The 25381-nt window shown below is 73.0% G+C and carries 10 protein-coding genes and 3 pseudogenes; 6 read left to right on the forward strand and 7 right to left on the reverse strand.

Annotated elements, in window-relative coordinates:
• Nucleotides 1-43: 43 nt before the first annotated feature.
• From OG852_RS47990 to OG852_RS48000, 3 genes and pseudogenes are all read right to left on the reverse strand, one after another.
• A pseudogene (locus OG852_RS47990) lies at nucleotides 44-948 on the reverse strand (transposase); the annotation flags it as partial.
• A gap of 67 nt (nucleotides 949-1015) precedes the next feature.
• Entirely contained in the window at nucleotides 1016-2221 is a 1206-nt protein-coding gene (locus OG852_RS47995; RefSeq protein ID WP_330351366.1) for an IS256 family transposase, read from the reverse strand.
• Between the two features lie 203 nt (nucleotides 2222-2424).
• Entirely contained in the window at nucleotides 2425-3444 is a 1020-nt protein-coding gene (locus tag OG852_RS48000; RefSeq protein ID WP_330346846.1) for an IPT/TIG domain-containing protein, read from the reverse strand.
• Nucleotides 3445-6690: 3246 nt separating this feature from the next.
• Here OG852_RS48000 and OG852_RS48005 point away from each other — a divergent pair.
• Complete coding sequence (locus tag OG852_RS48005) at nucleotides 6691-7503, forward strand: IPT/TIG domain-containing protein (RefSeq protein ID WP_133916184.1); 813 nt, start codon at nucleotides 6691-6693, stop codon at nucleotides 7501-7503.
• Between the two features lie 483 nt (nucleotides 7504-7986).
• On the opposite strand, the gene OG852_RS51155 is transcribed toward OG852_RS48005, so the two are convergent.
• Nucleotides 7987-8151, reverse strand: coding sequence for a hypothetical protein (locus tag OG852_RS51155; RefSeq protein WP_330346845.1), 165 nt, complete (start codon nucleotides 8149-8151; stop codon nucleotides 7987-7989).
• 444 nt (nucleotides 8152-8595) lie between these two features.
• Between OG852_RS51155 and OG852_RS48015 the strand changes: the two are divergent.
• Together OG852_RS48015 and OG852_RS48020 are read left to right on the forward strand one after the other, a co-directional pair.
• A pseudogene (locus tag OG852_RS48015) lies at nucleotides 8596-9617 on the forward strand (RNA-guided endonuclease InsQ/TnpB family protein).
• Between the two features lie 913 nt (nucleotides 9618-10530).
• Nucleotides 10531-11277 (forward strand): IPT/TIG domain-containing protein, encoded by a 747-nt coding sequence (locus OG852_RS48020; protein ID WP_133916186.1) that lies wholly within the window; start codon nucleotides 10531-10533, stop codon nucleotides 11275-11277.
• Between the two features lie 482 nt (nucleotides 11278-11759).
• On the opposite strand, the gene OG852_RS48025 is transcribed toward OG852_RS48020, so the two are convergent.
• Complete coding sequence (locus tag OG852_RS48025) at nucleotides 11760-12236, reverse strand: Ig-like domain-containing protein (protein ID WP_330346844.1); 477 nt, start codon at nucleotides 12234-12236, stop codon at nucleotides 11760-11762.
• A 565-nt stretch (nucleotides 12237-12801) separates the two neighbouring features.
• On the opposite strand from OG852_RS48025, the pseudogene OG852_RS48030 reads away from it, so the two are divergent.
• Both OG852_RS48030 and ccrA read left to right on the forward strand, forming a co-directional pair.
• Nucleotides 12802-13008: pseudogene (locus OG852_RS48030) on the forward strand (C4-dicarboxylate ABC transporter); the annotation flags it as partial.
• Between the two features lie 843 nt (nucleotides 13009-13851).
• Entirely contained in the window at nucleotides 13852-15162 is a 1311-nt protein-coding gene (gene ccrA, locus OG852_RS48035; protein WP_330346843.1) for a crotonyl-CoA carboxylase/reductase, read from the forward strand.
• Here the strand turns inward: ccrA and OG852_RS48040 are convergent, their stop codons facing one another.
• Both OG852_RS48040 and OG852_RS48045 read right to left on the reverse strand, forming a co-directional pair.
• On the reverse strand, nucleotides 15163-21897 hold the full coding sequence (locus OG852_RS48040; protein ID WP_330346842.1) for an SDR family NAD(P)-dependent oxidoreductase: 6735 nt from the start codon (nucleotides 21895-21897) through the stop codon (nucleotides 15163-15165).
• Nucleotides 21898-21944: 47 nt separating this feature from the next.
• Nucleotides 21945-23684, reverse strand: a complete 1740-nt coding sequence (locus OG852_RS48045) for a fatty acyl-AMP ligase (RefSeq protein ID WP_133916189.1) — start codon at nucleotides 23682-23684, stop codon at nucleotides 21945-21947.
• Nucleotides 23685-23943: 259 nt separating this feature from the next.
• On the opposite strand from OG852_RS48045, the gene OG852_RS48050 reads away from it, so the two are divergent.
• Nucleotides 23944-25368, forward strand: coding sequence for an MFS transporter (locus OG852_RS48050; protein WP_330346841.1), 1425 nt, complete (start codon nucleotides 23944-23946; stop codon nucleotides 25366-25368).
• Nucleotides 25369-25381: the final 13 nt, after the last annotated feature.

The following is a 25381-nucleotide window of genomic DNA, read 5'->3' on the forward strand; positions in this document are numbered from 1 at the left end:
AGCCAGCCAGCCCGGACAGCCCGCACGACCTTGACCCGGGTCAGCGGTAGAGCAGGTTGAGGCTGCCGGTGTAGCCCAGCTCCTTGATCTCGCGGAAGAGTTGGAGGACGGGGACTGCCGGGTCGTCCGCATGGCGGGTGCGCAGGTGGTCGCGGTGGGGGTCGACGAGCGTGGGCTTGTAGCGGGGTGCGCGGCGGCCGCCGGTGGGCTCCTACATGCGGGCGTACCGCTTGACAGTGTTCAAAGCGACATCGAGGCGGCGGGCGCATTCGAGTAGGCCGACGCCTTGGCCGAGCAGATGGTGGATCCGCTGCCAGCGCTCGTGGGTGGTCTGCTCGTGTACGCCCCCGGGCCGGGCGGAGTTCACAGCGGTCGCCCAGCAGGCGGTGTGGGAGCGGACCTCGGCCAGGACCTTGCCGCACAGGTTGCTCCACAGGTGCCACCTGTCGCTGACCTGCACCGCTTGGGGGAGGGTCTGGCGGATCGCCTCGCCATAGGAGCCGGAGCCGTCGCGGCAGACGTATGCGGCCCCGGGATGCTCGCGCAGCCACGCGACCAGGGTCTGGGCGGTGCGGTCAGGCAGGACGTCGATCCGCTCGCCTGTCTCGGCATCGATGATCACGGTGGCGTAGCGGTGCCGGCGCTTGAGGGCGAAGTCATCGATGCCGAGCACACGCGGGACGCGCAGCGGCGGTGCCGCCCTTCGCATGAGCATGCGCAGGGCGGTTGAAAGGGAGATCGCACAAGCCGGCACGCGGGAGAGGCGGGCGCCCGCCCGTGGAAGCCATGCACCCGCCCCGTCGGCTGCCCGCACACCGGGCACGGCACCCGATCGTCGCGGGTCCGCGCCGACACCCGGATGACCTCACCCTCGTCCGTCACGCCCTCGACGACGAGGGCCGACAAGCCGGAAAACACCACACCCCCAAGTTCATTGACATCGCGCACACCATGGCAGCGACGGCCGTCACCCTTGGGTGTGTCAATTTAACGGCTGATCTTGGTTGTTGAGTGATCAGTTGTTGCTCGGGGTCAGGCGACCCTCGAAGGCGATCTGGAACGCATTCAGGGGTGCTTTCCAGCGCATGGTCCACCGCTTGCGGCCCTTGCCCGTGGGGTCCAGGCTCATCAGGGCCATGTAGATGCACTTGAGGGCGGCGGCCTCGTTGGGGAAGTGGCCGCGGGCACGGACGGACCTGCGGATGCGGGCGTTGACGCTTTCGATCGCGTTCGTGCTGCAGATGACCTTGCGGATCTCGACGTCGAAGGAGAGGAAGGGCACGAACTCGGCCCAGGCGTCCGACCACAGCTTCACGATCGCCGGATACTTCCGGCCCCACGCTTCCTGGAACTCCAGGAACCGCTCCGTCGCGGCGTCCTCGCTGGGTGCGGTGTAGACGGGTTTGAGGGCCCCTGCGACCTTGTCCCAGTCCTGGCGGGCGGCGTAACGGAACGAATTGCGCAGCAGGTGAACGACGCACGTCTGGACAATCGTGCGAGGCCAGACGGCCTCCACCGCATCGGGAAGGCCCTTGAGCCCGTCGCAGACCAGCATGAGCACGTCGTCCAGGCCGCGGTTCTTCAGCTCGGTGAACACGTGCAGCCAGTACTTGGCGCCCTCGCCGCCGTCGCCGGCCCAGATGCCGAGGATGTCGCGGGTGCCGTCCACGGTCACCGCCATCACCACGTAGATGGGACGGTTCGCGACCTTCCCGTCCCTGATCTTGACGTTGATGGCATCGACGAACAAAACGGGGTAAACGCGGTCGAGAGGACGGCTCTGCCATTCCGCCATGCCGTCCATGACCTTGTCGGTGATGGTGGAGATGGTCTGCTTGGAGACCTCCGCCCCGTAGACCTCGGCCAGGTGAGCGGCGATCTCCCCATGGGTGAGGCCCTTCGCCGAGAGCGACAGGACCATCTCGTCCACTCCCGTCAGCCGCCGCTGCCGCTTCTTGACGATCTGCGGCTCGAACGTGCCCGAGGTGTCACGCGGGACTTTGACCTCGACCGGGCCGACGTCGGTCAGCACCGTCTTGGCCCGGCTCCCGTTGCGGGAGTTGCCGCTGCCCCGGCCGCCGGCATCGTGCTTCTCATAGCCGAGGTGATCGGTGATCTCACCTTCCAGGGCCGATTCCAGGACCCGCTTGGTCAGCTGCTGCAGCAGCCCACCCTGCCCGGTCAACTGCAGTCCCTCCGACCGGGCCCGCTCCACCAGCATCGCGACCAGCTGCTCATCCGACACGGGCTCAGGCTGCCCCAACCGGGCACTCTCGACAGGCTCCACGGTCTCCAACTCCACGGCGGTGTCAGTCACTTGACGTCTCTCCCATGATCGTCGGATCCGCCGTTAGATTTACACTCCCTCACCCTTCGCTAGGGGGGTGTGGCAGCCCACGCGTGATCTCAATCGGTGGGGATGGTTTAGATGGTGGGTGGTGGGGTGCGGTTGAGGGTGAGGGGTGGTGTGGTGCCTGCGGGGGTGGTGATGGTGATGGTGGTGGGGCCGGGGGGGCCTTGGGGGAGTGTGGTGGTGAGTTGGGTGTCGGTGAGGACGGTGTAAGGGGTGGGGGTGTTGTTGATGTGTACGGATGTGGTGGTGGTGAGGCCGGTGCCGGTGAGTGTGAGGGTGGTTCCTGGGGTGGTGGGTGCGGTGGGTGGGGTGATGTTGGTGAGGGTGGGGGTGGGGAGGTAGGTGTAGGGGAGGGGGTTGCTGGTTCCGCCGGGTGTGGTGACGGTGACTGTTGTGGTGTCCTGGCCGGGTGGGGTGGTTGCGGTGATCTGGGTGGAGGACTGGACGGTGAAGGTTGTTGCGGGTGTGGTGAAGTTGACTGTGGTGGTGTTGGTGAGGTTTTGTCCGGTGAGGGTGATGGTCTGGCCGCCGGTGGTGGGTCCGGTGTCGGGGGTGAGTTCTGTGAGGACGGGGAGGGGTGTGTAGAAGTAGTAGGCGGTGGGGGATGCCGCGCTGGTTCCGGTGGGTGTGGTCACGGTGACGGCTGCCGGGCCGGGGGGGCCGGGGGGTGAGACGGCTGTGATCTGTGTGGGTGAGGTCACGGTGTAGGAGGCGGCGTTGGTGGTGCCGAAGCGGACGGCGGTGGCGCCGGTGAGGTTTGTGCCGGTGAGGGTGACGGTGGTGGCGCCGCTGGTGGGGCCGGAGGAGGGGGACAGGCCGGTGACGGCGGGGAGGACGAGTGTGTAGGTGTAGGTGACTGTGGTGTTGCTGGTGCCGCTGGGGGAGACCACGGTGACGGGGACGGGGCCCGCGTTTCCCGCCGGGGTGACCGCGGTGATCTTTGTGGAGGAGTTGACGGTGTAGGAGGCGGCGTTGGTGGTGCCGAAGCGGACGGCGGTGGCGCCGGTGAGGCTGGTGCCGGTGAGGGTGACGGTTGTTCCTCCGGTGACAGGTCCCTGTGCGGGGCTGACCGAGGTGATCACGGGAGGCATCGATGGCTCCTAGGAAGATGCGGAGGAGGCGGGGCGGAGGTTCGGCGGAGGGGGCGGGGGCGGAGGTTCGGCGGTGACGGTGCGGCCCAGGGCGCTGCCGGGTGCCGGGTGCCGGGTGCCGGGTGCCGGGTGCCGGGTGCCGGGTGCCGGGTGCCCGCTGCGGGGTGCGGGGTGCGGGGTGCGGGGTGCGGGGTGCCTGGGCCGCCGTTCGTCGTGCGGGATGTGTGTGGCGGGACAACGCGGCGGGACGACCCGGCGGGGAGCTGCCCGGGGGCCTCTGTGGCGGGGGTGGTGGCGGGGGTTGTCTGGGGGTGGGGGCTGTTGTGTGCGGCCGTGCCCGCTGAAGGGGGGTGGGTGGTGCCGGGGCTTGGGTTGTGACGGGGGGCGGGTGCGGCGGGGGTGGGGTGGGTGTGAGGCGGGGGCGGGACCCGTTGCGCATGGTGGGTGCCGGTGGTGCGGCTGTGCGGCCGTCCGCGGGGTGGTGGTAGGGCGTGACGGCCGTGTCCGCCCGGTCGGCGGGTCTGCTGCGTGTACTGCTGCGGTGGGGCTCGGTGTGTCGCTGGTGTGCCGTGTGGGCGCGGGGGTGTTGGCGCGGGATGTGGTGCTCGTGTGCCGCCTGCCCGGTGGGGGAGGGGTTGGTCGGGGGTTGAGGCCGGTGGACGGTGCGGTGCCGGCCGGGAGGGGGGTTTTGTCGTGTGGGACAGGCATGACACCGCTCCTCGCCTGGACTGCGGGGGTGCTCCGGGCGGGTTGCCGCGACGACGTGGTGACCGCACCGTTTCTGCCGGTTCGGGCGAGCGCAGGGCAGGGCGGCGTCGTCCGTCACATCACAAGACGTCGGAGGCGGTCGGTGCGGCGTCTGGGGTAGGGGCACCAGGGAGCGCCGCCGTGGCACCTGCTTGTGGCGCGGGAAGGGGGCCCGCACGTTGTCCAGCAGTAGTGACCCACAGGGGGGGTGCGCCGAACAAGGGGCGGCCCGCTCACTCACCCGCACGGAGTAACGCCCGCCCCGCCGGGGGCGCAGCGGTGGGTGGGCGGCTGCGTGTCCGCCGGCGAAGCCCATGCCCCGCTCATCCCCTCGTCCGGTCCGTCGTCCGCTCGCGCGCTCGTCCCCTCGTCCGCTCGCGCGCTCGTCCGCTGGTCCGGTCCGTCGTCCGCTCGCGCGCTCGTCCGGTCCGTGGTCCGCTCGTCTGGTGGTCCGTCGTCCGTTGTCCGTTGTCTGGTCGTGTGGTCGTCGGGATGCCGGCCCCGGCAGCCCCTGCCGCCGGTCGCTTGCGCGGTTGGGCCGGCGGGGTCACGGTGCGGCGGGCCGCATCCGTGGTGTCGGGGCGGGACCGGCTCTGCGCTGAGGGGGGTTGCCGGCCCAGGGCGTTTCTGCCCTGGTTGTCGGTGATCCAGCCGCTGCTGTGTGGTGGGCCACCGGCCCTGGCCCGGCCTGCCATTCCCGGGGGCGGATCCTGCGGCCGTGATGGGCCCCGTGCCCGGGCGAGTTCACCCCCGCCGGTCGCAGCCGTCGCGGCGTCCTTGCGCCCGGCACCTCAACTCCGGTCACGGGTGCGCCCAGCGGCCCGGCTCACCCCCTGCCGGCACCGCGGACACCGGCGCGATGGCTGCCGTCGAGCCTTTCAGCAGACTTCTCCGAACCTCCCCGGCAACCTTCCCGGCCGCCCCCCGGCAACCTTCCCGGCCGCCCCCCGGCAACCTTCCAGGCCGCCCCTCGGGGGAGGTGGTTCACTGCTTGCCTCGGCGGTGTACCGGGGCCACATCAGCGCGGCCCGTCCACGAGGGGGAGCCGGCCGGGACGGGGCCGCCTCGTCCGTCTGCTCCAGGCGGCGGGTGTGCCGGCCTCCTCCAGCGCGCCCCCCGGAGTCCCTGTGTGAGGGGCTTCGGTCTGCTGCGGCCGGGCGTCCTGTGGACGCCCGGGAACGGCACGGTCCGGGCGGTCCCCTGCGTGCCGCGCAGCCGGCGTGCACCCGCTGGTGCGTGGCCATCCCGGGGCGGCCGGCATTGCCGCGGTCCCGCTCACCGAGGGCTCCGACGCACCCCCGCTTTCGGGTGGACGAAGGGGTTCTCGGCTTGCCGTCCCCGCGACCTGGGCCCGTTCACAGCGGGCCCGGGCACCAGGCTGCCCACGGCAGGCCGGCGGCACACACCGCACCAGAGACATCCCGCGGCGCCCGCCCCGCGACGGGTGTCCTGCGATGGGTGTCCTGCGGCGCCCGCCCTGCGGCGCCCGCCCCGCGACGGGTGTCCTGCGGCGCCCGCCCCGCGACGGGTGTCCTGCGGCGCCCGCCCTGCGACGGGTGTCCTGCGGCGCCCGCCCTGCGACGGGTGTCCTGCGGCGCCCGCCCTGCGACGGGTGTCCTGCGGCGCCCGCCCTGCGACGGGTGTCCTGCGGCGCCCGCCCTGCGACGGGTGTCCTGCGGCGCCCGCCCTGCGACGGGTGTCCTGCGGCGCCCGCCCTGCGGCGCCCGCCCTGCGGCGCCCGCCCCGCGACGGGTGTCCTGCGACGGGTGTTCTGCGACGGGTGTCCTGCGGCAGACACCGCATCAGGGACTCCCGCGGTGCCCGCCTCGCGGTGCCTGCCTTGCGGCAGACACCGCATCTGGGACTCCCGCGGTGCCCGCCTTGCGGTGCCTGCCTCGTGGTGCCCGTCCTCGCCTGCTGCGCGGCGGGGTGTCCCGGGCAGGGGGGTGGTGTTGGAGGCGCTGGTGGGGCCGGGGGTGGGGGGCACGGGGTGGGGGCGTGCGGGGGGTGGCTGCTGTGAGGGGGGTTGCGCGCCCGTTGTTTGCCGTTTTCTGGTGTGCGCTCCGCCATACGGGCGATGTTCGGTTCTGCCTCTTGCTGTTGCTTTCACCCGTGTGGATCACTGGAGGGACCGGCGGTTCGCCCATTCGGCCGGACAGCGCGACATTGCTTCGCCGGTTTCGGCTGGCGAGAAGGAGCGCGCGGGAGCTGCGCCGCCCAGGCAGCGAGATCACGTAGCAGCTGCGCCCGGGCAGCTGGATCGGCCGTGGCGGCTGCGCCGTCCGGGCAGCGGGATCGGCCGTGGCGGCTGCGCCGCAGTTCCTTTGCCGTCTGTCCCGGGTGCCCGGTCCGGCCGGTGCCCGGTCCGGCCCTCCTCGTGACGCCGGTGTCCACCGTTTTTCGTCCGTGTATTGCGCGGGGCTGTTTCCCGTGCCCGTACACGCCGCCGTGGAGCACTGCCGCGGCGACACCTCACCGACACACAGAATGGAGACAACCATGTCTGTCGCCACCCTCTTTCCTCTCCCGCCGATCCTGACGCAGCCGACTCTGATCGCCGCCGTGCCGGGGTTCGGTCCGGTGAGCGGGGGCAACGTCGTCCTGCTCGTGGGCACCAACCTGGGCGGGGCGACCTCGGTCACCTTCGGCGGGGTGCCGGCGACCATCATCGCGCAGGACCCGCTGGGGGTCCTGGTCACCGTCATCGCCCCGGCGCACGCGGCGGGCAATGTCCCGGTCGTGGTCACCACCCCGGCCGGTGCGAGCTCGCCCGCCAACTACACCTACCTGCCCGCCGTGACGCCGCCGCCCATCGCGCTGGCCATCACGCCTGCGAGCGGGCCCGTCGCGGGCGGCACGCCCTTCACGATCATCGGCGCCAACCTCACGGGTGCCTCGGTCACCTTCGGTGGAGTGCCCGCCACCAGCGTGAACGTGATCGGCGGGGTCATCCTGACCGGTGTGACGCCTGCTCACGCCGCTGGCCTGGTCACTTTGCAGGTGACGACGCCGGGCGGTACCACCACCGTGCCCGGCGGGTTCACCTACGTCGGTCCGGCGGTGCCGACGGCCGCGGCCATCCTGCCGACGTCCGGTCCGGCCGCCGGGGGCACGCCGTTCGCCATCACGGGATCGAACCTGTCGGGTGCCACCGTCACCATCGGCGGGGTCGCGGCGACCAACGTCGTCGTCGACCCCACCGGGACGGTACTGGCCGGTATCACACCGGCCGGGACGGCCGGCAACGCCGCGGTCGTGGTGACCACCCCGGCGGGCTCGGCCACCGTCACGGGCGGCTTCACCTACGTCTGATCCCGGCGGGCCGCACGGGCGCACGGCCAGCCTGTGCGCCCCGTCCGCCCGTCCGCCCGTCCGCCCGGCCGGCCGGGCGGACGGGGCTGCCTTGGCGGCGCGCCGTGATGATGCCCGCACCTCGTGTGCGGGCATCGTCGCGGTATCCGCACCCGGGGCCGGCGGGCCCGCTCCTGCGGGGCAGCGGCCGGCCTGCCCGGGCGGGCGGGTGATTCCCGGCGAGGGCGGTGGGGTGCGCGGCCGGCGGACGCCGATAGGGGGCCGGCGCAGTGCGCCGGATCGTCCTCGACGCCGCCGGGGCCCAGGTCCCCACGCAGGCCGGGGTTCGCCGGGATCCGCTTGGTCCCGCACGGCTTTTGAAGGCTGTTCGCCACCGGCCTGGCCAGCAACGGCCTGCCCGTCCGTCCATGTCGGCGCGGTCCCTGTCCGGCCGCCTCGATATCCAGACAACCCGCGGCTGCGTCGCCGTCTTCGACGGGGACGTCATCGGCCGCTGCGCCGAGTTCCCCCGGTCTCGATCAAGCCCTCATCGACGCGACCGGCGCCCAGGTCGGGCGGGGCGCGGGTGGCGGCGACGGCTGCTACGCCCCGGCCGTCGCCGTCGCCGTCGCCGTCGGCGACGTCCTGACCGCCGCCGCGGCCGGGCATCGTCCCCGCGCCGTCACCGTCTCTGTCGGTGAGCGGCCCGTCGATCTCGGTGTCCTCCTCGGCGGCGCCGGCCGCCCGACCGGCACCGCCGGCGCCGCCCTGGGTTGCCCGACGGCGTCGTCGCCCTCACCGGCGCCCACGGCGAGGTCGCCGCGAGCGACTGGCGGCGCCGACCGGCACCGTCACCGCCGGCGCCGCCCTGGGTTGCCCGACGGCGTCGTCGCCCTCACCGGTGCCCATGGCGAGGTCGTCGCGAGCGAGTGGCGGCTCCAGCAGGGCGCTCTTCATCGGATCTCCTTCGAGGAAATGCTGCTCTTCAGGGTGGGGAGGAAGCGAACTCCTGCGGAGCAGGGCGGGGAAGGCCGGTTCGCCGCCAGGGCGGGCCGCCCGTCCACCGCGAACTCCCCGCAGTCGCTTGCAAGCTGATGGGCTGGTGTGTGGGCCGTGGCCGCTGACGTGAGGCGGGTGTTCAGGTACCGCTTCCATCCCACTGATGGGCAGGCAGCCGAGCTGTCGCGCCTGTTCGGGTGCGTGCGGAAGGTCTGCGACCTCGTTTCTCGCGGCGCGCACGCAGGCCTGGACGCTGCGGCAGGAGCGGGTCGACTAGCAACGCCACGCCGGCGATGCCGGCGGCATGGAAGGAGACCGGGGAATTCGCCTGCCTCGACGAGGTCTCCTCCGTCCCGTTTCAGCGGGCCCTGGGCCGCCTTCGGACGGCGTTCACCCGCTTCTTTGCCGAGCGCGCCCAGTACCCGCGTTTCAAGTCGCGCAAGGAATCCGGCAGGTCCGCCGAGTGCGCGGCCAGCGTGTTCCGCTTCCGGGACGGGAAGCCGACGCCGGCGAGGATGGCGCAGCCGCTGGACATGGTGGGGTCGCGTGCCCTCCCGCCGGGCGTGCAGCCGTCCACCGTGACCGTGTCGCAGGGCGCGGCCGGACGCTGGCATGTGTCCTTGGTGTGCGAGGACTCCGGGGTCAGGCCATTCGCGGACAGTGCGAACGGCGTCGGCGTGGACGCCGGACTCGGCCACCTTGCTGACGCTCTCCGCCCGGGGAGAAGATCAGCAACTCCAGGCACGGGCGGCGCGACCGCGCGCGTCTGGCCAGGGCCCGGCGGGAATTGTCCCGCAAGGCCGGGGGTGAGGGCACCACCGGGGCCAGGGCCCGCAAGAGGGTCGCCCGTATCCTGGTTCCCCTCCTGCGAGCTGTGTTCGCACTGCGGACCTGCGGGGCGGGATGCCGCTGCAGGTCCGCGGCTGGACATGTGGCGGGTGCGGCATCACCCACGACCGCGGCACCGAACGCGGCGGGCAACCTCTTGGCCGCCGGGCCGGCGGTGTCGGCCTGTGGAGCCGGTGTAAGAAGGCCTCAACGGAGGTTTTCCGGGCGGGCAGTCGGCGGCGAAGCAGGAACGACTGCGGCGTGAGCCGTGTAAATCCGCCTCCTTCAGGAGGGGGAGGAAGTCATGAGGTGATGGCCTCCCGATCACCGGTGCACAGACGCGCGATCCGGCGCGTCGGGATGGAACAGGGGCAGCCAGGCCAGGACACCTGCTTGCTCAGCCCCGCGCAACGCGGATCGTTCAACCTCATCGCCCCCCCATCGCGGGCCGGTGCCCGCCTGCGCCACCTGGGGATCCGGTACGAGCGTCTCCGCCGGCCGCGGCCGCGGCCGTTTGTGCGGAAAACGGTGACGGGTTCGCGGACAGCCGGCCGGCGCCGGTGGGCTTCCGCCGTGCAGGTATCACGTGTGAACCGGTTCGGTGCCGCCCACGCGAATACCGCGGAGTGTTCCGCGTAAGCGGAAATCCCCGGCCCCTGGCACGGACGGCCATGCGCCGGAAGCGGCGCGGACGCATTCGCCTCCGCCCTGCCCGTCCTTTGCCGGCCTGGCGGATAATCTCCGCGGCGGTGCCCGGGCCGCACCTGCCGGCTGGCGGCGGCGCTCTGTCCGGCGGAACGGTCGACGGCCTGGTCCGTCGGCCTGGCGGCGGCGCATGACATCCTGGCCGGGACGCCACTCCTTTCCCGTAAACGCCCTCCGTTGCCGCGCCGGCGGGGGGCGGTTAACCCGTTCAGGTGAATGGAGTCAACGGTGTCTTGTCACCCGATTGGGCGTGTGGGTCAATGTGAAGGTGAACCGGCGGGCCGCCCATCCCCGTGCCGGGGGAGGAACGAGGCGGGCAGGCGTATGCCGGGTCCCCCGATGCCCATGAATGGTGCACTCCTGACATGAGGGCAAAGGGGCCTTTTTCTTTCCCCTTGTCTCCGCAATGCGAATCACGCCGGAAGAGGCGTGAAAAAGGCTTGTGGGGGCTCGTTGCGGTCGTCGGCCGTTCCGCCGGTTCCTCGCATGTCCCACACACACAGCGAGGAGTCAGTCATGCCGATCTCTCCGAATCAGGGTTCCACGGGAGGCGGGACCCTGGTGACCATCACGGGCACGAACCTGGCCAACACCAGCGCCGTGCTGTTCGGCACCAAGCCCGCCACGAGCGTCACCAACGTCTCGCCGACCCAGGTCACCGCCGTCGCCCCGTCGGGCACCGGAACCGTCGGAGTCACGATCAAGACTCCGGGCGGGACGAGCAACCCGGTGCCGTTCTTCTATGTCGGCGCCCCGTTCAAGTCGTCCCTGAGCGCGGCCTCGGGTCCGCTGGCCGGCGGCAACACCGTCACGGTCACGGGGACCGGCCTGTCGACCGCCACCAGTGTCTCCTTCGGTGCGGCGACCGCCACCCCGACGGTGGGCTCCGACAGTTCACTCGCCGTCACCGTTCCCGCCGGCGCCGCGGCAGGGCCGGTGTCGGTGAGCGTCACCACCGCCGGGGGGACCAACAACGGACTGACCTACGTCTACGTCGACGTCCCCACGATCACCGCCCTCAGCCCGACCTCGGGTCCCACCTCGGGCGGGACGGCGGTGACCATCACCGGAACCAACCTGGACAGCACCGAGTCGGTCACCTTCGGCGGGGCCCCGGCGCCGTTCTCGGTGATCAACGCCACCACCCTGTCGGCGGTCACCCCGCCCGGCACCGCGGGCGCGGTCGACGTGAGCGTGACCAACGCCGCCGGAGCGGACACCGAGGTCGGCGCCTTCACCTACGTGGCGGGCCCGGGCATCTGATACGCCGCCCCACAGCGGGCGCGCCCCCCTTTTCGGCGCGCCGGCACCCGCTTCACGCCCGCCTGTGACGGCCAGGAGCCTCGCAGGCGGGCAGCCGGCGTTCGCCCGGCCCCTTTCCCCCGCCGCGGGGCCTGCCGCACGGGCAGGAGCCGGGAGCGGGCCGGGGCCCGGCGGCCGGGCCGCCGGGGGAGAGGACCAGGGCACCCTGTGACGGTTCACCACCGGGCAGGGGCAGGGGCAGGGGCGGGACCGTCCCGGATGCCTGAGGCGCGCCCCCGGAACCCGGCGGGCTGCCCCGCCGAGGCGGCGGCGCCTTGCGCGCCCTGGACGGAGGGCCGGCGCCCCGCGCCGGACGGCCGCCGTCGTCATGCGCCGCCCGGCCGGCCCCAGATCACCCGGGGGCGGGCACCTGCCGCCCCGGCCCCCTCCGCGTGTCCTGCCACGGCACCGTCCCGGCAAACCCGGTGGCCCGGCGGCGGTGGTCAGCCGATGCTGATGTTGTTGTGGATGTCGCCGACCACGAAGCCGATCAGCCCTCCGCAGGCGAGCAGGCACAGCCCGGGGGGCACGAGGGGAGTGACGGGCGACGCCAGGACGGACACGGCGGCCGTGGCGCTGGAGGCGTCGCAGGAGTCGTTGCCGTTGTAGGCGGCCGTGATCGTGTGAGGGCCCAGTGCGCCGAACGACGCGGTGTAGTGGGCCTGGCCGTTCACGGCGACGGGCACCGTGCCCAGCAGGTCGGCGCCGTCGAAGAACGTCATGCCCAGACCGCCGCTCGGATCCGATGCGCAGGTGACCGTCGCGGTCAGTTCGACCGGCGTCCCCACCATGGCCGCGGCGGGAGACACGGTGACGCCCGTGGCCGACGGGGCAGCCACCGCTGGAGAGGCAGCGGTCACCACGGCCGCCACGGCCGCCGCCGTAAGCCCGGCCCACCTGTCACGGGGACGTCTACGCATCACGGGTCAACTCCCTTTGTCTTCTTCTGCCGCCGGATGGTCCTGGATGCCTTTACGCTAGGTGACGATAAGTCTTCAAATCGGCCCATATCATCAACATTCCTTCAAAAGCGGCCGATTGGGTCAAGGGTGAAGGCGTCCCGGGGGGCGGGGCCTGCGCGTACCGCCGGCGGGTTCGGCCTCACCGGGCAGGACGGCCCGGAGCCCTGGCCCGGACGGCCCGGTGCCCTGGCCCGGACGGCCCGGACCCGGCGGGCCTGCCCCCGCCCCCCGGGGATGCCCGCGTCCAGGGGCCGCCGCGCAGTCGCGCGCCCGGTCCACCGGCTGCCCCGTTGTCTTCGCCGGCGGTCCTGCCAGAGGACCGCCGGCCTCCGGGGCGGGCATGACTGCCGGCCCCCTGCCGAACCGGTGACCTGACCCGGTACGGGCCGCAGCACGGGGAGCCGGGGTGTTCCGGACGGGCTGGCGTGGATCGCCGGGCCGCTGAGGTCCACGTCCGGGACGCGGGGGCGGCGGCACGCAGGCCTCCCGATGGGCCCGCGCCACCTGTGCGCCCGCGAGGCCCCTCGCCGTCGGGCGGGACTGGACCGGCACCGGGCCCGCGGTCGCCCTCGACGCCGTGCTGTTCGGCGCCGGTACGGTCGTGGCGCTGGCGGCGGCCGTCGCCGTGCCGTACGTCATGGCCGTACACCCGCACGGGGCGCGGTCCACGCCCGTATGGCTGCTGCCGCTCGGCGCGCCCATGGCGGCGGCCGCGTCGGGGCCGGCGCTCCCTGCGACGGGACGCTCTTCTCCGCCCTCCCCGACGCCGCCGTCGGCCCCTGCGCCCGGCGCACCTGCCGTCCGGCCGGGGGACATCGGAGCCGGGCCCGGCTGCGCGGCACCCGTCCTGCCGGACACCCACACACCGCTCCTCCTCGCTCCTCCTCGCCGGCGCCTGAGCCGGCAGCACCCGCGGCGGCGGGGGTGGGAAGCCTGCGATCGCCTGAGCCGGCGGCATCCGCGGCGGCGGGGGTGGGAAGCCTGCGATCGCCTGAGCCGGCGGCACCCGCGGCGGCGGGGGGTGCGAAGCCTGCGACCGGGGGCCACCGAACGGGACACGCCCCCGCCGGGGCCGCTACGTCACAGCCCCCGGGCGCCTCCCGTGGGCCCGGGCGCCCACCGCCCCGGCCCGCGAAGAGGGAAGGGGGCGGGCATCCCTGCGCGCTCCGCGCATCGCGGCCCCGATCGCCCGCTCCCGCGGCGAAGCAGGCGAACGGCCGCCCCCGCGCAGGCGGGTGAGGTGACCGCCCGGACGATGTCCTTGACCGTTTCCTCCCGCGGAGCCGGCCCGCGCTCGGAGCGCACCGGTGCGCGCCCGCCGCCCGCCCGGGGAAGCCGCCGGCACCGCCGGCGGCGTCGGCGGCCGCGGCCCGTCATGCGCGCTGCTCCCTTCGAGAGCGGGACACCACGCCGGGCGGCCGGAACAGAACGCGCCTGATCTGCGGCTTTGCCGTCGGCGGCGAGCGTACGGCGCGCTTTTGCGGTTGCGGCACCGGCGAAGTAACTGCTTGCTGGAGAGCAGCCGCAGTGCACGCCCCAGCATCCGACACAAGGAGCCATGATGCAGTCCTCCATGTCCGACGCAGTTCTCGCCGGCGCCGACGCTGCGGTCCTGGAGTCTCTTCCCCTGCCGGACCACTTCCCCGCCGCCGTGGTCCGCAAGGAGGACGTCGACATCTTCCGGTCCATGGAGGACAAGGACGTACGCAAGTCCCTTTTCGTCGACCGGGTCCCCATGCCGGAGCTGGCGCCGGACGAGGCGCTGATCGCGGTGATGGCGAGCTCCATCAACTACAACACGGTGTGGACCGCCATGTTCGAGCCGGTGCCCACTTTCCAGTTCCTGCGGCAGATGGGCCGCAGCGGCGGGTGGGAGGCACGTCACGACCTTCCGTATCACATCGTCGGGTCCGACGCCTGCGGGGTCATCGTCCGCACGGGATCGTCGGTCCGCAGGTGGAAGGTGGGCGATCACGTCGTGATCTCGCCGGCCTACGTCGACGAACAGGACCCCGACACCCATCGCGACGGGATGCTCGGTGAGGGGCAGAAGGCCTGGGGCTTCGAGACCAACTTCGGCGGGCTGGCCCACTACGCCGTCGTGCGGGCCAGCCAGCTGATGCCGAAACCGGCTGCGCTGAGCTGGGAGGAGGCAGCCGTCAACCCGCTGTGCGCGAGCACCGCGTACCGGATGCTGGTCAGTGAACGCGGCGCCCGGATGAAGCAGGGCGACGTCGTCCTCGTCTGGGGTGCCAGCGGCGGTCTGGGCGCCTACGCCGTCCAGCTCGTCCTGGGCGGCGGCGGCATCCCCGTCGGCGTCGTCAACTCCGCGGAGAAGGCCCGCGTGTTGAAAACGCTGGGCTGTGAAGCGGTCATCAACCGCACCGACATCGACGAGGGCGATCCCACCCTTCTGCAGCGGCCGGAGGGCTGGAAGAAGATGGGCAAGGCCATCCGCGCCGCGGTCGGTGAGGACCCGCACATCGTCTTCGAGCATGTCGGGCAGAAGACGTTCGCCGCGTCCGTCTTCCTGGCCAGGCGCGGAGGCACCGTCATCACCTGCGGCTCGAGCACCGGATACGAACACCTCTACGACAACCGGTATCTGTGGATGCGCCTGAAGCGGATCATCGGAAGCCACGGCGCCAACCTCCACGAGCAGTGGGAGGTCAACCGGCTCCTCGCCCTGGGCCACGTGGTGCCCACGCTGTCCAGGACCTACCCGCTCGACGACGTCGCCGCCGCGGCGCGCAGCGTTCAGACCAACCAGCACATCGGCAAGGTCGGCGTGCTGTGCCTGGCGCCCGCGCCGGGGCTGGGCGTCACCGATCCGGGCGCCCGGGCCCGGATCGATGACAGGCGCCTGCACGCCTTCCGCCGGTGACTACTGCCCTGGACCGGCGGCCCGCTGCGCGAGTGCCCGCGTCAGATGCCGGGCGATGGCGGCGACGTGCGGTGGGTCGATGAGGGAGAGGTGGTCGCCCTGCACGGGCACGATCTCCAGGCGGGCGCACAGCGGCGCCCAGCCCAGATCCGCCTCCGGCCTCAGATACCGCGGGTCCAAAGCGGTGGTCAGGGGCTGCGCCTGCTGGGCCCGGTAGAGGACCACGTGCGCGCCGGTGGGCTGCGGGGTGTAGCGCTCGCCGACGCGTGCGTCCACGTACGAGGTCCGCTGGTGCTCCATGATGCCCGGGCTCATGTCGAGTCCCGCCTCGGCCACCAGGCGCATGACGACGTCGATCTGCTGCTCGTCCGGGGTCGCCGCAAGCTCGTCGTAGGGCAGATCCAGCTTCTTGCCGTACGTCTTGTCGATGTACTCGGCGAACCGGGTGAACCGTTCCAGGAGCAGCTCGCGCGAGTCGAGGTCGGGAAGGGCGGCCGGCAGGATCGTGTCGATCAGGCCGAGGAAGCCGACCTGCCGGCCCGCCTGTGCCAGCTGGCGGGCCGCCTCGTAGGCGAGACAGCCGCCGAACGACCAGCCCAGAAGACGGTAGGGCCCCTGGGGCTGGAGGTCTGTGATGAGACGGACGTAGTGGGCCGCCTTCTCCTCCATCGTGTGCAGGTCGTCGACGCGCTCCATGCCGTACACGGCCTGGTCGGGCGGCAGGAGCTGGGTCAGGGGCCGGTAGACGGAGGTGGGCCCGCCGGCCGGGTGGAAGGTGAACAGGGGGAGGCGGGCGGAGCCCGGCGAGGGGGGCCGCAGGACGGTGACCGTGGAGTGTCCGTCCGGGTTGACCGAGGGCCGGATCAGTTCCGCGATGCCGGCCACCGTCCCCGCGGTGAGCAGGGCCGGCGCGGTCAGATCCAGCCGCATGCCGTCCAGACGCCCGCGGATCACGTCGAGGAGGCGTCCGGCCGCGTCCTGGTCGGCGCCGGCCGCGGTGAAGTCGCTGAAGACGTCCGCGGGGCGCTGCCCCAGCACCTCGGCCCAGGCCCCGGCCACCAGGCGTTCGGCGGCGTCCCGGGGCTGGATCGAGGACGGCAGCGCGGGCCGGCGGGGCGAGCCCGCCGCGCCGGCGGTCCCCTTCGGCGGCGGGGCGGGGGTCCGTACGTTGTCACCCTTGAGGCCGAGGCCGTCCAGGACGGCCTCGCCGATCTGCTCAAGTGTCGCCCCGCGCAGCATGAGGTCGGGCGCCAGGTCGATGCCGAAGTCCTGCCGGGCGGCATTGCGCAGGCGCACCGCCATCAGCGAGTCCAGGCCCAGCCGGGGAAGCGGAACGCTCTGGTCGATGCTCGCCGCCCCCAAGCCCATGACAGCGGCGGTGCGCTCGACCAGGCGTGCGTAGACCTTCCCCGCGGCGCCGTCGCCGAGCGCCCCGATACCGTCGGGGCCGGCCCAGTCGTCGCCGGGGGCGGCATCGCCGGGGAAGCACTGTGCGAAGAACGGGATGGCGGACACGCCGGGAAACGCCCCGAGGACTTGTTCGGTGTCGAAGTGGGCCACCCCCGTGTGCGTGCGGTGGTGCACGACGAGCGTCTGCAGGGCGTCCAGCCCCTCGCTCAGGGTCAGTGACCGCAGCGCCATGGCCCGCCCCGCGGGCACGCCACCGGTCTCGCTCCAGGGCCCCCAGGCGATGGAGGCGGCCGGCTTTCCCTCGGCCCTGCGGCGCTGCGCCACCGCGTCCAGCCAGGCGTTGGCGGCGGCGTAGGCCGACTGGCCGGGGGAGCCGAGCAGCGCGGCCGCCGAACTGTAGAACACCCACCAGTCGATGTCGTGGGGGGCGAGGGCCTCCTCCAGGCGCAGCGCGCCGAGCACCTTCGCCCGCAGCACGGTGTCGATGTCACCGGATGCCAGGTCGGTGATCATCCGGTCGTGGAGCACGCCCGCGCAATGGGCGACGCCGCGCAGCCGGTGGCCCTCGCTGAGCGCTGCCCGCACCAGGCGCGGCGCCACCGCGGGGTCGGCGATGTCGCCGTGCACCACGGTGACCGAGGTCCCGTGGGCCTGCAGCTCACCGATGACCTTGCGGGCCTGCGGCGTGGCGGGGCGCCGCCCGTTGAGGACCAGGCGGCCCGCCCCCTGCTCGGCCAGACGGCGGGCTGTTGCCAGCCCCAGCCCGCTCAGGCCACCGGTGACGATGTAGGCGCCCTGCCGGCCGACGAAGGGGGTCTGGTACTGCTGCGCGGTCAGGTCGGCGGGAGAAAGACGGGCGACGAGCCGGGTCCCCGTCCGCCAGACGACCTCGTCCTCGGCACTGTCGCCGAGCAGTTCCTGCAGGAGTTCCTCACCCGATCCGAGGGAGTCGTCCAGGTCCACCAGGCTGGCCCGCAGCAGGGGCTGTTCCAGGGCCAGGGCGCGTACGAGGCCGCGCAGACAGGCCAGGTTCGGCCGGCCCGTCTCTCCCGGGTGCACGGCCCGGGCCCGCTCGGTGACCATCCACAGCCGCGGCTGGCGCCCGGCTGGCACCCCCGAGGCGATCCGTCGCGCGACCCGGCAGGCCGTGTGCAGGCCCGTGGCGTCGGCGGCGTCGGCGGGCGGCCGGGTCAGCAGCAGCACCACGGCCCGGTGGGCGTCGGATTCGGTGCCTGCCAGCCAGTCGTCGAGGACCGCTTCCGTATCCGTGCCGCAGGCCGCACCGACCGTGGTCCGTACGCCCTTCGCGCGCAGCGCCGCGTCCAGGGACGACGTCAGCGGGCCGGTGGCGCCGCCGGTGGGCGCCTCGTGCGCCAGGAGCAGGACGCTGTCGAGCGCTTCGGGCAGCGCGGCGGGCGACTTCTGCCACTGGATGTCGTAGCTGAGCGCTTCGAGCGGCCTGCGGATCTCCCCGTGGCCGGGGGAACGCAGCCGCACGCCGCGGGCGGTGATCCGGGTCTGTCCCCCGCGCGCCACGACGTCCCACAGCGCGTCCGCCCCGGGGACGGGGGCGTCCTGCCCGGGCGCGGGCGCCGCCGGAAAGGCCTCGATGGTGACCGGCTCGCGCCCGGTCGGCTGCTGGAGGTGCAGGTGGCGCACGGCGGCGGGGACGGTGGGCGCGCACCCGGCGCCCAGGGCGTTGCCGTCCGCGCTCTGCGCCCCGCCGGGAGCCGGCGCGTACAGCAGCGCCGTGAGGAGGGCCTCGGGCCCGGGCAGGTCGCGTTCGCCGTCCGCCGCCTCGTCCCCGGCGGGTTCCCACTGGCTGACGAGGGTCGCCGGCGGGCTGGTGAGGGAGGTGTCTTCGCACGGCACCACCCCGGTGCCGGTGGTGACGTGCGCCGACGCGTAGCAGTGCCAGCTGCCGTCCGCCGCACGGGCGTTGACGGTGACCCTCGCGCGCTCGCCGGCGGGCTCCCACAGGAGGGTGACGGGGGTGCTCGTGGACAGCGGGAGCCACCGGTCGATGACGAGGTCTTCGAGCAGGAGGTCCGCCGCGGCGTCGTGCCCGTGGACCTCCCGGGCGGCCGCGATCACCAGGGCGGCGGCCGCGGGCAGGGTGAGCACCGGCTGTCCGTGCAGGGCACGGGCGAAGGGGTGCGGGCCGGACGTGCCGAGGTCGCTCTGCCACAGGACGGCGCCCGTGCGCGGATCGTCGGTGCGCACGGCGAGCGGGCCCGCACCGGGAACGCCGCAGGACGGCGTGGCGCGCCGGCGGTCGAACCAGTACCGGCCGTGGCGCCACAGGGGGCTGGGAAGGGCGGTGCGGCCGCCCGCGGGCCACAGGCGGCTCTCGTTCACCCTCACCCCCGCGAAGTGCAGCCGGGTGAGCGCGGTGCGCAGGCCGACCGCCTCGTCCGACCGCCTGTCCAGGGTGGGGATCACCCACGTCTGTGCGGTGGCGCGGGCCGCGTGGAGGGTTTCACTCACCGGCACCACGGCGATGGGGTGGGGGGAGATCTCCACGAAGAGGTCGAGGCCGTCGTCGGCGGCGGCCTCGACGGCCTGGTGCAGACGCACCGGGCGCCGCACGTTGGCGCACCAGTAGTCGGCATCGGCGTGGACCGCGGCGCGCGGATCGTCCAGGACGGTGGTGTACCAGGTGACGTCGGCCCGGCCCGGGGCGAGCGTGCCCAGGGCGTCGCGCAGGGGCGCAAGGACGACGTCCACGGCCGGGGAGTGTCCCGCGCCCCCGACGTCCAGCAGCCGGGCGAGACGGCCCTCGGCGGCCAGGTCGTCGACCAGACGGCGCACTTCGGGGGCCGGCCCGGTCACCGTGCACCTGCGCGGGGAGGAGTGCACGGCGATCTCGACGCCGGCATACCGTGCCAGCACCGGCGCCCGTTCCCCGGCGTCCAGCTCGAGGGCGGCCATGGCGCCGGCGCCCTCGGTGTCGACGGCGGCCAGCTGCGCCGACCGCGCGAGGACGGCGCGCAGGCCGTCGGCGGCGCTGAGCGCTCCGGCGACGACCGCGGCGCTCACCTCGCCCACCGAGTGGCCGATCACGGCGGCGGGCCGCACACCGTAGGCCTCCAGGGTGCGGGCCAGCGCGACGTGCATGCCGAACAGCAGGGGCTGGACATGCTCGACGCCCGCGCCGGCCGACACGTCGAGCAGAGTGCGCAAGGAGTGACCCGTCGCCTGCGCGTAGAGCGGATCGAGGTCGCGCACCGCGGCGTCGAACAGCGTGTCCTGCTGGAGCAGGCGCCACCCCATTCCCGGCCACTGCGAGCCGTGCCCCGAGAAGACGAAGACGGGCCGACGGCCCGCCAACGCCCGCACCGCGTACTGGTCGGGGCAGGGCGCGACAAGGCCGAAGCCCTCCTGGGCGCGGGCGAGAGCCGCCAGCAGGCGGGCCGCTTCCTCGTGGGTGCGTGCGGTGACGGCGGCGCACACCGGCCCGCTGCGGTGACGGGCGAGCGTGTGGGCGAGGTCTCGCAGGGACGGTGCGTCGTCGCGGGCGGCAAGCCGTGCCAGGGCGGCGGCGGCGTCACCGATGCGCTGTGCGGAGCGCGAGGACACGACCAGCACGTGGGGCCCCTCACCGGCGGCAGCGCTCTCCTCGCTGCCCGCCGCGCCGGAGGCGGTGACGGGCGCCTGTTCGAGCACGATGTGCGCGTTGGTGCCCCCGAAACCGAAGGCCGACACCCCGGCCCGGGCGGGGCGGCCCTCATGGACGGGCCAGTCCTGGGGGGCCGAGACCACCCGCAGCCGCAGGCCGGTGAAATCGATGTGCGGGTTGGGCGTGTGGAAGTGCAGATTTTGCGGGATGTGCCGGTGGTGCAGCGCCAGCACGGTCTTGACCAGACCGACGATTCCCGCCGCGCCCTCGAGATGCCCCAGGTTGCTCTTCACCGAGCCGATGAGCAGCGGCTGGTCGGCGGGCCTGCCGCGGCCCATGACGGCGCCGAGCGCGCCGGCTTCCATGGGGTCGCCGAGCAGGGTGCCGGTGCCGTGCGTCTCGACGTAGTCGATGCTGCCGGCGTCGACCCCGGCGGTGCCCAGCGCCCTGCGCAGGAGGCTTTCCTGCGCCGCCGGGTTGGGGGCCATCAGGCCGGCCGACCGGCCGTCACTGTTGACCGCGGAGCCCTTGACGACGGCCAGGATCCGGTCGCCGTCGCGCTGCGCCTGGGCCAGCCGCTTCAGGACGACGACCGCGCACCCCTCCGCGCGGGTGATGCCGTCCGCCGCCGCGTCGAAGGGTTTGCACCGCCGGTCCGCCGCCAGCGCCCCGGCCTGCTCGAAGGACGCCGTGACGGCCGGCAGCAGCAGCACGTTGGTGCCCGCCGCCAGGGCGGTGTCGCACTCGCCGCGGCTCAGGCTCACGCAGGCCTGGTGCACCGCCACCAGCGAGGACGAGCAGGCCGTGTCGACCGTGACACTGGGACCGTGCAGGTCGAGCAGGTACGACAGCCGGTTGGCGGCGATGCTTCCCGCCGCGCCGGTGCTGGTCCACGGCGTCAGGCGCGCGGGGTCCGCCGTGGTGAGGTGCCCGTACTCGAGGGCACTGAGGCCGACGAACACACCCGTGTCACTGCCCTCGAGGCCGAAGGCGGGCCGGCCGGCATGGTCCAGGGCCTCGCAGGCGACCTCCAGGAGCAGACGCTGCTGGGGGTCCATCACCTGCGCCTCACGCGGGGTGATGCCGAAGTACTCCGCGTCGAAGGCCTCGACGTCGTCGAGGAAGGAACCCTGCCCGATGACGTCCTCGACGGGCGCCCCGCCCAACGAACCGGTCGCGAAGGACCTGCGGCGCGCGGCCGGCACATCCCCGACGAAGTCCCTCCCGGCCAGCAGCTGCTTCCACAGCGCCTCGGGGCCGCTGACACCCCCCGGCAGCCGGCAGCCCAGACCGATCACCGCGATCGGCTCGGGCGCCGGCGGGCCCTCGCCCACACCACCGCCGCCGGCAACGGCCGCCGCGCCGGCGGGCCGGTCACCGCCCCGCGGCCGCCCCTCGTCCTGCCCGCGCGAGCGGCCCGCACCGTCCCCGACGGTGCCCAGACGCCGCACCAGCTCGTCGATCGTGCGGGTCTCCCACAGCAGCGTGGCGGGCAGCGACAGGTCTAACACCTGCTCCAGCCGGCCCGCCAGAGCCACCGCGCCACGCGAGGTCAGCCCGTACTCCACCACAGGACGCGCGTCGTCGATCTCCTCCTGCGCCACCCCACAGGCCTCCGCGACGAGCCGGCGCACAACCGACCGCAGTTCACCGCGGGCAACCGGCCGCCGCCCGGATGCCCCCGTTGCTTCCCTGTCCGCTTCCATCACTCTCTCCCTCTGCCTGCGCTCCAGCCCGTGCCCCACGGTGGTGCCTACGCGTCGGCGCCCCCGCTCCACACCCCCGTCAGGTACCGCTCCCGGCAGGCACCACGGGCCACCTTGCCGCTGGTGGTGTGCGGCACCGTGCCCGGCGGCACCAGAACGAAGTCGTGCACGGCCGCCCCGTGCCGGGCGGCGACCGCACTGCGCACCGCCCGCGTCACCTCCTCCAGGGCGATCAGGGAAGGGTCCACGTCCCGCGCGTGCTCGGCCACCACGACGAGCCGTTCGCCCTCGGCAGCAGGCACCGCGAAGGCGGCGAGGTGATGGGGGCGGATGGCGGGATGCGCCTTCTGGGCGCTCTCCTCGATGTCGTGCGGATAGTGGTTGGTCCCGTCGATGATCACCAGGTCCTTCAGCCGCCCCGTGACATAGAGCTGCTTGTCGTGCCACACCCCCAGATCCCCGGTGCGCAGCCACGGGGCGCCGCCGTCCTCGCCCTGCACCACCGCGCCGAACGTGGCGGCGCTGTCCTGCTCACGGTTCCAGTAGCCGCGGCCGATGTTCGGCCCGCGCAGCCAGATCTCGCCGATCACGCCGTCCTCCCGGCGCCGGCACGTCGCCGGATCGACGATCGCCAGCTCCTGACCGGTGGGACGACCGCACGCCACCACCTCCACGGCCGTTTGCCCGTCGGCGGCATCGACGGCCCGGGCGATTCCCCGCCCCAGGGCCTCCCGGTCGAAGGACGTGACGGTCGGCTCCTCGCCCACCGGCGAAGCACACACGAACACCGTCGCCTCGGCCAGCCCGTACGAGGGACGCATGAGCACACGCCGCATGCCCGCGGACGCGAACCCCGCCTGGAAGCGCTCCAGGGTGCGCGCCGCGACCGGCTCACTGCCGTTGACCATCGCCGCGACGGATCCCAGCGAGAGCTCCGCGCGGTCCTCGTCCTGCAGGCGGTGAAGACAGTAGTCGTAGGCGAAATTGGGCGCGGCGGTCAGCGCACCGCGATACCGGGACAGCAACCGCAGCCAGCGGGCCGGCTGCTGGATGAACGCCAGCGGGTCCATGACCACGGAGGGAAGATGACCGAGGATCGGCAGGGCGACGGCCAGGACGAGTCCCATGTCGTGGTAGAGCGGCAGCCACCCCACCGTGCAGTTGCGGCCCCGGGCGAGGTCGTACGCCTCCAGCGCCTGACGGGCGTTGGCGCACACATTCGCATGGGTGATCTCCACCCCCGACGGAACACGGGTCGAGCCCGAGGTGTACTGCAGATACGCCACCTGCTGCGGATCAAGCCCCCCCAGGGGGGAACCGGATCCCGTGGCCGCGCCGCACAGATCCGACTCGGTGACGATCCGGCACGTGGCGGGAATCTGCTGGTCGGCGCAGAACTCCGCAAGAGGACGGCGCTGCTCCTCGACGGTCAGCACCAGGGCGGGAGCGGCGTCCTTGAGCACGGCCGCGAGTTTCTCCGCATGCCCCGGCAGAGAGGGCATGAACATCGGGACGGCGATCGCACCGGAACACGCGGCCGCCAGGAACCCGACCATGTAGGCGAGGCTCTGCGGCGCGACGACCGCCACTCTCTCACCGGGCGCACACAGATTCCGAATTCCCGATGCGGTGACACGAACCCGTTCCTCGAGTTGATTCCAGGTCAGTGAGGTGGCCTCGCCGGCGCCGGCACTGTAGTCCACAAAGGTGACGGCTGTTTCATCCGGGGTGAGAGCCGCTACATGGGCGAGATTGTGGCCGAGTGTTTCTGTCACCAGTGATGGCACGTGCTCACCAAACCTTCATTCCGCATGCAAGAGTGGCGCCGCTCTGCCTGCCTCCGTGGGGCATCCGGACTCCCAACAGGGCTTGGCGCGTGCCGCGGCTTGCCAGGTCATCGATGGCACAGCGAAACACGGAGATGTCGACATATTCCAGTGACACGCCGGTACCGTGCGCGAAGACGAGATCACGCGGGAGGGCGGCCTTACAGTCCAGACACCTGTTTTTTCCCCACGCCGGGGTATCGCACCTCGGGAGGAAACCGTGAGCCGACTACGCGCCGCCAGCGTCGTGTCGACTGCCGTTCTCTCCACATTTCTGACCGCACTCGACGGCTCCATCGTGAACGTGGCCCTGCCGCAGATGCGCCACCAACTCTCACTGTCGGAAACAGATCTGAAATGGGTGGCCACCGCATATCCGCTCACCCTGGCCAGCCTTCTGCTGATGGCCGGCCAGCTGACCGACACCAAGGGCCGGCGCTGGGCACTGCTCACCGGCGTGGCGGCCTTCACACTGGCCTCCGTCTGCTGCGCCCTGTCGACCACCGGCATGATGCTCGTCTGCTGCCGCGCCCTGCAGGGCGCCGGTGCCGCGTTCATCCTGCCGTCCTCGCTGGCCGTCATGGCCACGGACGTGCCACGCCGGGCACGCACCGCCGCGTTCGGCGCGACGTCGGCCACGATGGCCTCCGCCCTCGCCTTCGGGCCCGTGATCTCCGGCGTGGTGACACAACACCTCGGCTGGCAGTGGCTGTTCGCCCTCAACATCCCCCTCGGGCTGGCCGGCTTCGTCATCGGGGCCGCGGTGATCCCCGGGCCCGCACACCACCGCGGCGCCCGCCCCGGGCCGGCCGCCGTCGTACCGCACCACATGATCACGCTGGCCTGCCTGTCCCTGGCCGCCCTCGCCTACTTCCTGATCCAGGGACCCAGCTACGGATTCACCGAGCCGCCGGTCATGCTCTGCGGGATGGCCGGCGCCACCGGCCTGCTCACGCTCTACTGCATCAGGAGACCCGGACGCAGCCCCGCCCTGGTCACCCTGCTGCGCCGGCGCGCCTTCGCGGGGGGAGTGATCACCCAGCTCCTGTGGGGCCTGGGAGTGAGCGGGGTGTACTTCTACACCTCGCAGTTCCTGCAGAACAGCCTGCGGCTGAGCCCCACCCGGGCCGGGCTGGCGTTCACCCCGGTCGTCTGCGCACTGTTCGTCACCGCGCCGTTCGTCGGCGCCCTCGCCCGACGATGGACAGACGCCCGCGTCGCCTCCTCGGGGCTGCTGCTGGTCGCCGCGGGACTGCTCCTCGTCGCAGCCGGCAGCCACCGGGGCCATCTCCTCGACCTCCTTCCGGGACTGGCGGCGGTGGGAACGGGCTCGGCCCTGGCCCTGCCGCTGACCACCCAGGCGCTGGGCGCCTCCCCCGACCACCTGTCGGGCTTCGCCGCCGGTCTCTTCAGCGCCGCACGGGAGCTGTCCGGGGTGTTCGGCATCGTGCTGGTCGGCGCGGTGGTCACCTTCGTCGAGAAATCCCTCGCCACCGGCCACGCCCCCGACGGCCAGGCGTTCACGACGGGCTACCAGGCCGGACTGTGCGTCGCGGCCGTGCTGGTGGGGGCCGGCGCACCCGTGGCCCTGTGGGCCCTGCGCCGCTCCCCCCAGGTGAGGAACAAGACCCTCGTCGACTCCTGACGGCCCCCCGCGG

The sequence above is a fragment of the Streptomyces sp. NBC_00582 genome (assembly GCF_036345155.1).
In the GTDB taxonomy this organism is placed as follows: domain Bacteria; phylum Actinomycetota; class Actinomycetes; order Streptomycetales; family Streptomycetaceae; genus Streptomyces.